The following is a 13,773-nucleotide window of genomic DNA, read 5'->3' as shown; positions in this document are numbered from 1 at the left end:
CACCCCCAAACACAATAGAGGAGAGAAAATGAAACTCAAAAGAAAAATAAACTTTGATGTCTGCACATTTTGCAATCACGCCTGTGATTTTTGCTCAAACCCAGATAAACGCACCAAGAAAGCAAAAACAAGTTATGCTGATTTTGTAAAAGCTATGGATAATGTTTTGCAATATGTTGAAACTGATGAGTTAGGGCTATCAGCAAAAGGTGAAGTGCTTTTAAATAATGATTTAGAATCTATCATCAGCCATTGTAAAAATATTTACAATATTCCATATATTTATATCAGCTCAAATGGAGCCTTAATGAATGAATCTCGCGCTGTATCTCTTATAGAATCTAGACTAGATTCTATAAAATTTTCCATTAATGCAGTGGATTCTAAAAATTATAAAAAAGTGCATAATCGTGATGATTTTGATAGGGTTATTCAAAATTTCTCTACACTTCTTAAACTTAAAAAAGAAAAATATCCATATCTCAAACTGCTTATTAGCTCCGTTTTAACACCTTGCAATACGCAAAATCCACAAGATGCTTTTAAGAAAATTTTTGGGGAAGATTCCATTTTTATTGACAATATTCTCCCATACCAGCACACTCTTACACAAAAAGAGTATATTTCTACGGGGGGGGGGATAGAAGAAACTCCGCATAAACGGCATTTTTCTCCCACACAATATTTTTCTCCCTTACAATTTTCCACAGCTCAACCACTCCAAAAACCCCTTTGTTTTATCCCTTTTAATGAAATATGGATAAACTCTGATTGCTCTCTCATTTTATGTTGCAAGGATTATTTTGATTCTATTAATTTTGGATCATTGCTTACACACGATTTTTTAGACCTCTATCATTCTCAAGCCTTTGAAGAAATTAGACAAATGCAACAATATGGAATCTTCCCGCAACATCATCTCTGCAAACAATGCTTGGGATATAATAGGAGTGAAAAATGAAACGATTAACGATTATTACAGATTCTTTAGGTATGGCTAGAGACTGCACACCTAGGGAGCAAACTTGGATAGATCTTTTTTTATGCCACTTAATGCAAGATTCTAATAATATTAAGCAAATAGCTGGGGGGGGGTGATAACATACTTCTTTGCTAAACGCGGTTTGCATACACAAGATATGCTTAATGATAAAATAGATTTGCTTCTTTATCAAAAATCAGATTTTGTCATCATTCAATCTGGTGTCGTAGATGCAAGCAGACGCATTATGAAAAGGGGCTTAGAATGGCGTATTGAATCTTTGCCTATTCTCGGTAAGCTCTATAAAAACTTTACCTCTACTTTTAGGCTTAAACTCACGCGTTTATACAATTACCATTATGTATCTCCCGCAAACTTTTATCGCAATGTCATAAGTATTTGCGATGATATTTACAAAGCCAATCCTAATGCAAAAATTCTATGGATTGCAATTGCCCCACCCGGAGAATTTCTTATATCAAAAGTCTATGCCATTCAACAAGACATTGAGCTTTACAATAACATTTTGGCTCAATGTGCCACCCAAAAGCATTTTGAAATCCTTAATCCCTATACAGGATATAACACAGGGCAAATCACTATAAGAGATGGGCATCATCTATCAGCCTTTGGACATAAGCTCGTCTATCAAGCACTCAAAGAAAAGCTAGAATCCTACCTATCACATAAATCCACAAACTCACAATAACGGCAGGGCTTCCTGCTTTCAGCCTTGCTAAATTCAATCTCGCCTTGTAGCTCTGTAAGTTTTTCAAGCAATTTTTCGCCCTTTTCTTGTAGCTCACTTTTCTGCACACCACCGCGTATATCCCAATAATACAAGCAAATAGGCAGATTCTTATACACACTATTGCTTTGCTTAAAAGCAAAATCATACAAATTCATCGCAAAGTCATTTGCCATATCGTGTTTTGTATCAAAATTCCTGCGATACTTATAGTCTATAATCTCTACAATTTCCCCCACCCTTTGAATCCTATCAGGACGCATATAAAAGCTAAAACCTTTAAGCTCTAAGTTCATATTTTGCCCCTCTAGCTGCAAAATCTCAATTTCACTTTGCTTTTCGCTTAAATTTGCTTGAGTGAAAAATTTCCTTAGCTCACATTTAAGCAGCTCAATTTCCGCACGACTTAACGCACTTTCAGCCTTTAGACTAAAATCATCAAGCCAAGATTCAGCATTGCTTACAATCTCGCTCATATCTAAACGCAAATTTTTGCCAACATAAGGCTGATAGACAGATTCTAAACATTGATGCAGGGCATTTCCCAAACTCGCATTATCGCTTCCTGCCCCACTCATTTGCTCTATATAAATGTAATAATACTTCCGCGGGCAGTCTAAAAAGACTTTTAACCTGCTTGGCGTTAAAACCTCTGGCATTTTCCCAAAAAATTTATCCTCACAATATGCTAATTTCCTGCCCTGTGGCAAAAGAGAGAAAAGCAAATCGCCATTATAGTAGGATACTTTTGTCTTTTGGGCTAGTTCATCTAGCAAAGGACTAGCCTGTTTATCCTCATTTTCCACAAAGGCTACCGCCACTTCATTCGCTGTGCTAAAAACCCCATAATAATAATGCTTCTGCAACTGCTCCTTATCCCTAAGCGTTGGCATTTTTAACGCACTTCTAAGCCTTGAGTTTAAAAATAAATCATTCTCACTCACATTTGGAATCACATCTTTATTACAATCCACAATCACTGCCTTTTTATACGCAAAGCCACGAGATTCAAGCACACCCATAACGCGTATTTTCCCGCCGTGAATATCATCAATACTTTTTTGTGCTAACTCTTCTAGCAAAAAAGAGAGAATATCGCCTAGCTCACAAGCACTAAGATTTAAGCCACCCCATATAAAGAGTAACTCCCCAACATATTCTCGCACCTTTTTACTCTGCCTATCATCACAAGGGGCAATAGCATTTTGAATCATCTCACATATTTGGACATAGCTTTTAGCCCCCATAGACTTAAGACTAGATTCAGAATCTAAACCCATATCCAAAGCATTTTCCGCACACTCTTGCAATAGCTCTTCTAAACGCTTATAAGCCGCACTTAGCCTTATATCTTTCCCCATAGCAAAATTAAAGTTATGCCCCTTATCAAGCAAAGAAAGGTATTTTGAAAAGCTCTCATTTGGCACAATGATGACAATATCCTCTTCACTCACACCTGCTTTTATCCACTCCCCAATCTTAGCAAACACCAACGCCACTTGAGAAATACCAAGCCCAAAGCTATATGTATCAATCTTTTCACATATCTTTAAAGGAGCAGATTCTAGAATCTCCCCGCTTTTATAATCCACCACATACCGATGATATGTTTGACAATGTCGCAATATATCTAAAGGCAAAAAGTTTAAAGCTTTATTATAATCATCAAGCCAAAAATGCACCTTGATAGGCACAGAATCCGCCACTTGAGATAAAATCTCTTGATGTCTTGGATTTATCACACCCTCAATAAAAAGCTCAATCCCGCTAAAATGCTTGATAAAAGCTTCATTAAGAGTAATCTTCGCACCACTTGGCAAAATAAATCCATCATAAAACTTTAGCTCTTCTAAACGCTGCTTATAGCGAGATTCAATCTTTTCAAGCAATGCTAAATGATCCGCATAATCCCCATAAATATCCACAGATGGAATCTGCTTTACCGACACTCTAGCTTGGGCTAACTCATCAAAAAAAGCAAATAAAAAATTTGAAGTTTCTAAAAATCCTAAAAAACTCTCTTCAAAAATGAGTTTTGCCCCCACAAGCTCCCTAGCACATTCTTTTAAAATCGCCATACCCAAAGGCAAACGCATAGCCTTAGGCAATGCCCTATACCCTTCAACAATAATGAGCTGTGAGAAAAACTCCCCTATCATCATATATGGAGAAAGTAGCTCATTTGGGCTAAGATTTTGCATTAAAGCACGATTTGAGCTATAAACCTTAAGTGTATTTTCCACCTTACATTCCCTTTGCAAAGTTCCTTTATGGGCTTATTTTTTACACAGCGTTTCAGCAACTTTAAGAATATTTTCTACACTGAATCCAAAATGATTCAAAAGCATTTCCCCCTTGCCTGAAGCCCCAAAGCCTTTCATACTTATCACTTCATCTGCTACATAATACCACTCTAGCCCCCTTGAAGCTTCAATGGCTAGAATCTTACTCTCCCCACATAGCTCTTTCACATAGCTTTTTGACTGCTCTAGCAATAAATCAAAGCAAGGCACACTCACTACCCTTGCTTTGATTCCTGCTTGTTCTAACGCTTTACCTGCATTGATGGCCAAACTCACTTCACTCCCACTTGCCATAAGCGTAATATCCGCATTTTCACACTCTTGTAAAATATATGCCCCCTTTTTCACTTTTTCTTTCAAATCCGCATTATAAGGCATAAGCACAGGGAGATTCTGCCGACTTAGCACAAAGGCACAAGGCAGATTAGAATCTAATGCCACTTGCCAACACGCCACATTTTCATTCGCGTCAGCTGGGCGGAATACAAGCAGATTTGGCATTGCTCTAAAATGACTTAACTGCTCTATGGGTTGATGTGTCGCTCCATCTTCGCCCACACCGATAGAATCGTGTGTCCAAATGTAATACACCCTTGCTTTCATAAGGCTTGCCACACGCACACTTGGGCTCATATAGTCGCTAAATACAAAAAAAGTAGCACAAAATGGCAAAAATAAGCCATAGTTTGCTACACCATTGCAAATCGCCCCCATAGCGTGTTCTCTAATACCAAAATGCCAATTTTTACCCTGTGGAAAATCGCCTTCATTTTCAAGCGTTGTGTTATTTGATGGGGCTAAATCAGCACTCCCCCCAATAAAGCCCTCCACCCCAGCAGAAATAGCATTAAGAATCTTGCCATTACTCACGCGAGTAGCCACACTCTGCCCCACTTCAAATTGCGGATAAGAAATATTTGATATATCCATTTTTACCATAGCTTCAAATCGCTCTCTAGCAATTTGCGGGAGATTATCCACCTGCTTTTGCCATTGTAATTCTAAAAGCTCCCCGCGCTCTTTCATCATTCCAAAAGCAAAAGCCACATCGCAAGGAATATGAAAAGATTCTAAAGGGAATCCTAGCTTTTGCTTTGCTTTTGCTATGATCTCTTCGCCCAAAGGTGCACCGTGAGCTTTATGGCTACCCTCTAAACTTAGAGCATTTTTGGCAATAATCGTTTTAGCGATAATTAAGCTTGGTTTTGAAGAGCTTTTTGCAGATTCTAAAGTGTTATGAATCTGCAAAAAATTATGCCCATCGCACTCTAACACTTCCCAGCCCTGTGCTTCAAACCGCCCTCTTATATTCTCACTCATCGCAATATGCGTGTCTCCTTCAATCGTAATATTGTTACTATCATAAATCACAATGAGATTTGAAAGCTTATGATGTCCGGCTAGTGAAGCAGATTCATAGCTAATACCCTCCTGCAAATCCCCATCACCGCATAAACAATACACAAAATGTGAGAAAATCTCGCGTCCAAAAAGATTAGTCGCATATTTACTCGCCATTGCCTTACCCACAGCGTTTGCTATGCCCTGCCCTAATGGACCTGTGGTTATCTCTACACCTTGCGTGTGCTTAAACTCTGGGTGTCCGGGCGTTTTTGACCCAAACTGACGGAAAGATTGTAAATCCTGCATACTCACATCAAAGCCCCATAAATGCAGCAACGAATATACTAATGCACTTGCGTGTCCGCCACTAAAAATAAGCCTATCGCGATTAAGCCACGCAGGATTTTTAGGCGAAAGATTAAGATGGAAGCTAAGCACACTTGCTATATCAGCTAGTCCCATAGGTGCGCCCGGATGCCCACTATTTGCCTTTTGCACCATATCCGCACATAAAAAACCTAGCGTGTGGGACATCTTTTGCAGTAATGGGACATCTTCTTGTGTGATGACAACTTGTCTTTGCATATATTCTCCTTAAAACTTAGATTCTAAATAAAAAGCCCAAATGCTATTTTATGAATGCCACTCCATAAACACCATTTATGAGCGAAGTGTTGCTTGAAATCTATCTTGCAAAAGTGCCAAAATATTATCCACCACTTCATTTAACTGCGTGTCTTTGAGTGTCCCATCATTTGATTGCAGCACCATTCTTATACTTAAAGCCATTTTATTTTCCAAACTCTCATCAAAATACACATCAATGGGATACACATTTTGTAAAAATTCAAGCTCCGCTCTAATAATGCTCTCCCTTATACGATAGAAAGGAATCTCCCTGTCTATAAGAATAGTCAAATCACGCACAGATTTTTGATATTTTGAAAATTCTTGTGCTTGAGTGATGGCAAAATCACTAGATTGAAGCTCCACTTCACATATAAAAATATCAGAATCTATCTGCGGATGAATCTTTGCGATGATACCAATGGGCTTACCTTTAACATACACAAACGCACTTTGATAAGGATGTAAAATCTTTTCGCTCATAAAGCCAAAGCGTGATAATAGCTCATCTTTGTTAGATTCATCACGGATATTTTTTAAGCCAACCTCCCCCAAACATCGCTGACACACTTCAGCAAAAGAGAAAAAATCCCATTTGTTAGGCTTAGTGTGTGGATAGCACTCATCTTCCTTATAGCCACTTGCGACAAAGGCGAGTTTGCTAGATTCATTGCGTTTGCAATCATATACACTACCAATCTCAAATAAAGCAATATTTTTAAATCCAAAATTTTCATTGCGTTTTATAGAATCTAAGAGTGAAGGCAAAAGGCTTGTGCGGAGTGTGTCAAGGTCGTTTGTAATAGGATTTAACAGCTCTAAATTTTCTTCCAATCGCACAAACCCCAGCTCTTGCAATCTCTGTGATGAAGCAAACACATAATGGATACATTCCACAAAGCCATTAGCAATGAGCCTATGTGCCAAATCCCGCGTATATTTATACGCAAAATAAGTGCTATTAGCATTATGCGTTTGCAAGCAATACAAGGGCGTTGAAGGGATATTATCAATACCGTAGATTCTCATTACTTCCTCTGCCACATCTTGAATCCTATGTATATCGTGGCGATAAGGTGGCACAGAAATCATAAAAAAGTTTTCATCACAAGTCGCATCAAGCTTAAAATCAAGCCGCTTTAAAATCATCGCAATTTCTTCTTTTTCAAGCTCTGTGCCGATAAGCTGATTAATCGCACCAAAGGTTGTTTTAATACTAACTTCATCTGTGCTTTGAGCGATATTGTGTGAGCCAGAATACACCAACACATCTGAAGTGCTAACCATCTTTTTACATAAAAATTCAATCCCCTGCTCTAAATCTGGATTACTCCCACGCGTTGTGCGATAGGTAAGCTGTGTGTCGCCTTTTATAGCATTATCATACAAGGCTTTTGCAAGTGAGTTTGGATTCACATAACTTGCTTCAATGATAAGAATTTCTGAACGAATCCCAAAATGTCGCTCCCCATAAGACACACCAATGACTGATAGCTTTTCATTAGCAAATACCGCCTCCAAGCCATTTTCATCTTTTTTAATCCTAAGCTGTGCTGCCAAGCCATTATCAAGCACAATATCCTTACTTTCACACTCTCTAAGCTTATAGGCATTTAAAATCACGCCTGTCATATAAGTGCCAAATTCTAAAAAATTACACACAATATCTTCACTCAAAGTCTCATTCCTTGCTAGAGCTAAAGCAATATCTAGCGGTAAATAAGCCTGTTTAATCTCCACCACGCGATAAAGCAAATGTGCGTTAATCTTTTCATCAGTAAGAATCTGTAGCACCCGCCCAAGCCCAAGTGTGATGACATTATCCATATCAATTTCACGCTTTAAACGCAACTCATAGCAAGTGGCAAGCTCCCTTGCAATGCCTAGCACACTGAGACAATCCCCACGATTAGGCGTGATACCCACTTCAATCACATAGTCATCAAATATCGGAAGCTCACTTAGCTCCTTGCCTAAATCTAATCTCCCCGCACTCTCATCTAAAATCATTATGCCTTCATTAATTTTTGGCAGTCCCAGCTCCGTGCTAGAGCATAGCATTCCACAAGATTCAACACCACGCAAAATCGTTTTTTGAATAAGCATTTCGCCATTCTTACCATTTGGGATAACCGCACCTTGCAATGCCACAGCAACATAAGATTCAGCCTTAACATTACTTGCCCCACATACGATTTGAAGCTCCTGTGTGCCAATGCTAACCTTACATACATTAAGCTTACTCGCATCTGGGTGTGGCTCATAAGAGAGAATCTTACCTACAACAACCTCTTTTGGCACACTCAACGCATACGCAGATTCTACTTCTAAGCCAATGCTACTTAGCCTTACACAAACTTCATTTATATCAAGATGAGAAATATCCACAAATTGCGATAACAAATATTTTGTAAAAATCATTAAAACTGCTCCAATACTCGTAAATCTGTCTCAAAAAAACTACGCAAATCATTCACACAATGAACAAGCATAGCAAACCGCTCTACTCCAAGCCCAAAGGCATATCCACTCACATCTTTATAGCCCACAGATTCAAAGACTTTATCATTGACAATCCCGCAGCCTAGCACTTCAAGCCACCCTGTGTGAGAGCAAACCCTACAACCCTCGCCCTTACAAAACACACAGCTTATATCTACCTCCGCACTCGGCTCTGTAAAAGGGAAAAAGCTAGATCGAAAGCGGATTTTTACATCACCAAACATAAAGTGTAAAAAATCCTCCAAAATATACTTCAAATGCGAAAAGCTAATGCTATCTTTTTTATCCACCACTAAGCCTTCCACTTGATGAAACATCGGCGAATGCGTCAAGTCATAATCCCGCCTAAACACACTGCCCGGTGCTATCATACGGATAGGCAATGAGCCTTTTTCCATCGTGCGAATCTGCACAGGCGAAGTATGTGTGCGAAGCAACATAGAATCTTTAAAATAAAAGGTATCTTGCATATCTCGTGCAGGGTGGAATTTAGGGAGATTAAGTGCTTCAAAGTTATGAAAATCATCTTCCACAAGCGGACCACTTTCAATAGAAAAATTCATATTTACAAAAAAATCAATAATCCTATCCATTGTTTGATAAATAGGGTGTCCGCTACTCTTAGGACGTAAGGCACTAAAAAGACTTGCATCAATGGCTTCTTTGGCGAGATTTTCATTCATTTGAGCTACAAATAAGCTTTCCTTTTTTTCTGTAAGCTTAGATTCAAACTCCTGCTTAAAGATGTTTAGAATCTTGGCTTGAATCTTTTTCTGCTCATCAGGGAGATTTTTGAGTTCAGCAAATTGCTGTGTTAAAATGCCCTTTTTACCCATAATCTCAACGCGGAGATTCTCCACCTCCTGCAAGGTTTGTAATGTTGAAATTTTTGCGATGATTTGCTCCATTTGTGCTTCCAATGCCTATCCTTTGTATGCGTTTATGTCAAAATAAAAAACCGACATTGTAGCACATTAATAGATTATTATTGAGATTTAAAAGCTATAATTCTGCGGATTTTTGAGATTTGCTACAAAATTTTATCTTGTGGGGCATTGTGAATCTTAAGGGAGTAAATCCCTACTTTTTAGCAAAAAGGAGAAAAAATGGCGGAAAAAACGATTTTTGAAAAGATTGTAAGTGGGGAGCTTCCAAGCAAAAAAGTGCTTGAAAATGAGAAGTTTTTAGCCTTTTATGATATTGCTCCAAAAGCCCCGGTGCATATTTTAGCTATTCCAAAAGTTTGCATAAAGGACTTTGATTGTGCAGATTCTAAGCTATTAGGGGAGCTTTGTGGCTTTGCACAAGAGGTTGTGAAAAAAGTGGGGCTTGATAAGAGTGGATATAGAATCATTACAAATATCGGCATTGATGGCGGACAGGAAGTGCCTCATTTGCATTTACATATACTTGGTGGGGCAAAGCTAAAATTCCCTCCACTTGTGTAAATTGAAGATTCTATTGCGACAATGCTTGAAGATGCGATAAAGTGGAATGAACGCTACAAGCAAGGCTTTATGCCAAGTGAGTCTAGTGCGTTTGTGATAGAAGCTTGTGGTGTGCTAAAAGATGTTTTTTCTATCAAGGCAGATTCAAAGAATCTAGTTTCAAAAAAACACCCCCACAATACAAGATTAAAAGCCCTCGATATTGCGTGTGGGAATGGACGCCACAGCAAGATTCTAGCATCTCTTGGATTTTGCGTAGAGAGTGTAGATATATCTCAAATCGCCCTAGAAAACCTCTCACATATTCCACATATCACGCCTATCTGTGCTGATTTAGATACCTTTAGCATAACGCAAAAATATGATGTGATTTTAAATAGTTTCTTCCTTGATAGAAGGCAATTTATGCCTATAATAAACGCACTTAATCCAAATGGCATTGTGCTTTTTGAAACTTTTATTGACATAGATTCTAGCTCTATAAAGCACGATAAAGCCTTGTATATGGGGGAGTTGGAGCAGGTTTTTAGCCCACATAATCACTTTGAGATTTTACATTCTCACATTTATGAAAACACAAGGGCAGAATCCGCATATAGACATATCATTCAGCTTATCGCACAATACAAGCCCAAAGTAGAATCTAACCCCATAAGAAATACCTATGACTTATAGCTTTAAACAACGCACTTGTAAGATTCTAAAAATCGCTCTGCCCTCTGGTGGGAACTCTTTGCTTGATATTGCCAATATCAGTATAGCGATGTATTTTATCGCTCATATCTCAAATAACGCAGAGATTACAAAGCACAATATCGTGGCTTTGGGGCTAAGTATGAGCTGCTGGATGTTTTTATTCGCACTCACAACCATTTTTTATGTCGGCACAAACGCACAAATCTCTCGTGCCTTTGGAGAAAGAAACTACACAAAACTCAGCAAGATTCTAAGCACAATGAGTTTTGGGGCGATTCTCTTTTCTATCCCTATTTACTTTCTTGCCGATTTGAGTAATGAATTTTATTTTGACTGGATGAATGTGGGTGGGGAGACAAAAACGCTAGGAATGCTCTATCTTAGCTTTATTTTTTATGGTATCCCTGCTTTTTTACTTAAGACAATCTTTATCTCCGCCCTAGCTGGAGTTGGCGATACAAAAAGTGTGTTTTATATTAAAATCATCGCCACAAGCTTAAATATCGCTCTTAATTATATATTAATTTTTGGTCTAGAATCTTTACATATACCATCACTTGGCATTATGGGAGCGGGTATTGCAAATATGACAATCACCTATCTCGAATGTTTTGTGTTGCTTTGGATTCTCTGTGGAGTGCATAAACATCTACACTTGAATCTTAGCTTTGAAGTCAAAATGTTATTTTTTGGCTTAAAGCTTGGAGTGCCTTCAGGGATTGAACGCGCTTTGACCATCTTTTCACTCGTGCTTATCACAAAGTTTATGACAGATTATGGGCTAGAAGTGATTGCGGGATTCCAAATTGGCTCAAGGGTGGAGAGCTTTATCCTTATGCCCGGCTTTGGCTTTCAAGTGGCGACAATGGCGTTAGTGGGGCAAATGCTAGGGGCAAAGCGACTGGATATAGCACAGGATTTTATCCGCACAATTTTGCTTATCTCTAGCGTTACTATGGGGATTTTGGGGCTTTTGCTTTGTGTGTTTGGGGTGGAGCTTTCATCGCTCTTTAGCACAGAATCTGCTGTGGTGGATTATTCTTATGCCTATCTTGTGGCGGTTGGATTTTCTCAAGTGCCGCTTATTTGTATCTTTGTGCTTGATGGGGCGTTGCGTGGGAGCGGGGCTACGAAGCTTTCGCTTTGGGTGAATACGGGGAGCATTTGGATTCTTAGAATCTTGCCGATGTGGCTATGCGTGTATTTTCAAATCAATGTGGTGTGGATTTTTGCCATTATTTGTTGCGAGACATACCTGCGTGCGGGACTTTTTGGCTTACTTTTCTACAAGGGCATTTGGAAAAAACATATTGTGAGAATATGAGAATTTGCAAGTCATTTTTAGAATCTTATAGCTTGAAGATTCTAATTAAACTGCTTGGGAATGGAGTTTGGGCATACTTTAAGATTTTTATTAGATATTCTTACTTATAATTCCACTCTTTTTATAATATTTTCATCTTACAATTAAACTATTCTTAAGGACCAATATGATTTTAAAAGATAAAGTGGTGGTTGTAACAGGCGGAGCTGGGCTTATCGGTAGGGGCTTTATAGAAGCAATTATCCGCCATGGAGGCATTGGCATTATCGCAGATATTGATCTTGCTGCTGCTGAAGCTGCTAAAAATACTATTTACCAAAACCTTAAAGATGAGTATTTGAATGTAGATTCTATTTTCTGCATTGAGCTTGATATTACTTCAAAGGCAAGTTTAGAATCTGCTATAACGACACTGCATTCCCACTTTGGTAAAATTGATGCGTTAGTCAATAATGCCTATCCACGCACAGCAATGTGGGGGAAAAAGAATTTTTTTGAAGTGGAGTATGATGATTTTTGTGCGAATATGAATATGCAGATGGGTGGGTATCTGCTGACTTCACAGCAATTTGCGAAGTATTTTAAACAGCAAGGTTATGGGAATATTATCTCAATGAGTAGTATTCAAGGTGTGTATGCTCCAAAGTTTGATACCTACATTGGCACACAAATGGATAGCCCTGTGGAATATAGCATTATCAAGGCGGGAGTATGCCATATGACACGCTATATGGCAAAATACCTTGCCAACACCGGAATCCGTGCTAATGCCATTGCCCCGGGTGGAATCTTGGATAATCAGCCGCAAAGCTTTTTAGAGCGTTACAAAGGGCATTGCACAAGCAAAGGTATGCTTGACCCACAGGATTTAAGTGGGACACTTGTGTTCCTACTCAGTGATGCAAGTGAATATATCAATGGGCAGATTCTAGTTGTTGATGATGGCTGGGGGCTGTGATGAAAAATATTATTAAAAAAATCCTGCCAAATAAACTTCAAGCTTGGCTTATCCATATAAGAAATCTCTACATCACACACTTTCACACCAAATCTTACGCCATACAAGGTGAAGATTTAATCTTGCGTGAGCTTTTTGAATACGCTAAAAGTGGCTTCTATGTAGATGTAGGTGCTCATCACCCATTTAGATTCTCAAATACTTATTTATTTTATAAAGTCGGTTGGCGTGGGCTTAACATTGATGCTATGCCCAATTCAATGAAACTTTTTAATCGTTTCCGCCCTAGGGACATTAATATTGAATGTGGTGTAGCTTTTAACGGGGGGGGGGGCAGTATGATTTATTATAGTTTTAATGAACCCGCCCTTAATGGCTTTAGTCCAATTTTAAAAACAAAATATGATAATCACCCACTCTACCGTTTGATTGATGAAATCTCTGTGCCTGTGCGGAGTTTAGAATCTATCCTTGATGAATATTTGCCGCAAGAGACCCATATTGATTTTTTAAGCGTTGATGTTGAGGGGCTTGATTTAGAGGTGCTGAAATCAAACAACTGGGATAAATACCGCCCAAAAGTTGTAGTTGTAGAATGCTGGGATAGCGACTTGGAGAATATATATCACACTGAAACATATTCTTTTTTATCCTCCCAGAACTATAAGCTATTCGCCAAAACAATTAACACATTGTTTTTTAAGGAAAAATAAATGTTGTCCACCGTATTTAAGACCATACTTGCCAAAGAAAATCTACAATATGACATAGCAGTGTTTATTTCTCCCATATTTACCTTGTTGTTCCAATCAATGACAAACCCATATTAATTCTGAAGGAG

Annotated in this window: 12 protein-coding genes; 8 read left to right on the top strand and 4 right to left on the bottom strand. The window is 38.5% G+C overall.

Annotated features, from left to right (window positions below):
* Positions 1-28: 28 nt before the first annotated feature.
* Genes HCN_RS04170 through HCN_RS04165 form a run of 3 tightly spaced genes read left to right on the top strand, consistent with a single transcriptional unit; the run spans position 29 to position 1,691 of the window.
* Positions 29-961: a radical SAM/SPASM domain-containing protein gene (locus HCN_RS04170; protein WP_014666646.1), complete on the top strand. Its 933-nt coding sequence runs from the start codon at positions 29-31 to the stop codon at positions 959-961.
* The gene (locus HCN_RS11905) at positions 958-1,098 is read left to right on the top strand and encodes a hypothetical protein (RefSeq protein ID WP_014666645.1); all 141 of its coding nucleotides are present in this window, start codon (positions 958-960) and stop codon (positions 1,096-1,098) included. The genes HCN_RS04170 and HCN_RS11905 overlap by 4 nt, the downstream gene beginning before the upstream one ends.
* A complete protein-coding gene (locus tag HCN_RS04165; RefSeq protein ID WP_014666644.1) occupies positions 1,095-1,691 on the top strand; it encodes an SGNH/GDSL hydrolase family protein in 597 nt (198 codons plus the stop codon). The genes HCN_RS11905 and HCN_RS04165 overlap by 4 nt, the downstream gene beginning before the upstream one ends.
* On the opposite strand, the gene HCN_RS04160 is transcribed toward HCN_RS04165, so the two are convergent.
* From HCN_RS04160 to pheS, 4 genes are all read right to left on the bottom strand, one after another.
* Positions 1,658-3,973, bottom strand: a complete 2,316-nt coding sequence (locus HCN_RS04160) for a PD-(D/E)XK nuclease family protein (RefSeq protein WP_231900548.1) — start codon at positions 3,971-3,973, stop codon at positions 1,658-1,660. The genes HCN_RS04165 and HCN_RS04160 overlap by 34 nt on opposite strands.
* A gap of 33 nt (positions 3,974-4,006) precedes the next feature.
* Positions 4,007-5,962 (bottom strand): transketolase, encoded by a 1,956-nt coding sequence (tkt, locus tag HCN_RS04155; RefSeq protein WP_014666642.1) that lies wholly within the window; start codon positions 5,960-5,962, stop codon positions 4,007-4,009.
* Positions 5,963-6,037: 75 nt separating this feature from the next.
* A complete protein-coding gene (gene pheT, locus HCN_RS04150) occupies positions 6,038-8,425 on the bottom strand; it encodes a phenylalanine--tRNA ligase subunit beta (RefSeq protein WP_014666641.1) in 2,388 nt (795 codons plus the stop codon).
* Positions 8,425-9,414: a phenylalanine--tRNA ligase subunit alpha gene (gene pheS / locus HCN_RS04145; RefSeq protein ID WP_041309595.1), complete on the bottom strand. Its 990-nt coding sequence runs from the start codon at positions 9,412-9,414 to the stop codon at positions 8,425-8,427. Before pheS ends, pheT begins: the two co-directional genes overlap by 1 nt.
* Positions 9,415-9,612: 198 nt before the next feature.
* Here pheS and HCN_RS04140 point away from each other — a divergent pair, with 198 nt between their 5' ends.
* The 5 genes from HCN_RS04140 (at position 9,613) to HCN_RS04120 (ending at position 13,645) form a co-directional block, all read left to right on the top strand.
* A complete protein-coding gene (locus HCN_RS04140; RefSeq protein ID WP_002956830.1) occupies positions 9,613-9,954 on the top strand; it encodes a histidine triad nucleotide-binding protein in 342 nt (113 codons plus the stop codon).
* Between the two features lie 21 nt (positions 9,955-9,975).
* On the top strand, positions 9,976-10,629 hold the full coding sequence (locus HCN_RS04135) for a class I SAM-dependent methyltransferase (RefSeq protein ID WP_014666639.1): 654 nt from the start codon (positions 9,976-9,978) through the stop codon (positions 10,627-10,629).
* On the top strand, positions 10,619-11,974 hold the full coding sequence (locus tag HCN_RS04130; RefSeq protein WP_014666638.1) for an MATE family efflux transporter: 1,356 nt from the start codon (positions 10,619-10,621) through the stop codon (positions 11,972-11,974). Before HCN_RS04135 ends, HCN_RS04130 begins: the two co-directional genes overlap by 11 nt.
* Before the next feature lie 166 nt (positions 11,975-12,140).
* Positions 12,141-12,932, top strand: a complete 792-nt coding sequence (locus HCN_RS04125) for an oxidoreductase (protein WP_002956833.1) — start codon at positions 12,141-12,143, stop codon at positions 12,930-12,932.
* Positions 12,932-13,645 (top strand): FkbM family methyltransferase, encoded by a 714-nt coding sequence (locus tag HCN_RS04120; protein WP_014666637.1) that lies wholly within the window; start codon positions 12,932-12,934, stop codon positions 13,643-13,645. The genes HCN_RS04125 and HCN_RS04120 overlap by 1 nt, the downstream gene beginning before the upstream one ends.
* Positions 13,646-13,773: the final 128 nt, after the last annotated feature.

The organism is Helicobacter cinaedi PAGU611 (assembly GCF_000284635.1).
GTDB classification, from domain to species: Bacteria; Campylobacterota; Campylobacteria; order Campylobacterales; family Helicobacteraceae; genus Helicobacter_C; species Helicobacter_C cinaedi.
Note: the sequence above shows the minus strand (reverse complement) of the source record. Positions and strands in the feature narration are given on the sequence as shown.

Bases quoted from the DNA above. Each gene is read 5' to 3' on its own strand.
- tkt (WP_014666642.1), bottom strand. From the start codon at position 5,962: ATGCAAAGACAAGTTGTCATCACACAAGAAGATGTCCCATTACTGCAA.
- HCN_RS04120 (WP_014666637.1), top strand. From the start codon at position 12,932: ATGAAAAATATTATTAAAAAAATCCTGCCAAATAAACTTCAAGCTTGG.
- HCN_RS04130 (WP_014666638.1), top strand. From the start codon at position 10,619: ATGACTTATAGCTTTAAACAACGCACTTGTAAGATTCTAAAAATCGCT.
- HCN_RS04140 (WP_002956830.1), top strand. From the start codon at position 9,613: ATGGCGGAAAAAACGATTTTTGAAAAGATTGTAAGTGGGGAGCTTCCA.
- HCN_RS11905 (WP_014666645.1), top strand. From the start codon at position 958: ATGAAACGATTAACGATTATTACAGATTCTTTAGGTATGGCTAGAGAC.
- HCN_RS04170 (WP_014666646.1), top strand. From the start codon at position 29: ATGAAACTCAAAAGAAAAATAAACTTTGATGTCTGCACATTTTGCAAT.
- HCN_RS04135 (WP_014666639.1), top strand. From the start codon at position 9,976: ATGCTTGAAGATGCGATAAAGTGGAATGAACGCTACAAGCAAGGCTTT.
- pheS (WP_041309595.1), bottom strand. From the start codon at position 9,414: ATGGAGCAAATCATCGCAAAAATTTCAACATTACAAACCTTGCAGGAG.
- pheT (WP_014666641.1), bottom strand. From the start codon at position 8,425: ATGATTTTTACAAAATATTTGTTATCGCAATTTGTGGATATTTCTCAT.
- HCN_RS04125 (WP_002956833.1), top strand. From the start codon at position 12,141: ATGATTTTAAAAGATAAAGTGGTGGTTGTAACAGGCGGAGCTGGGCTT.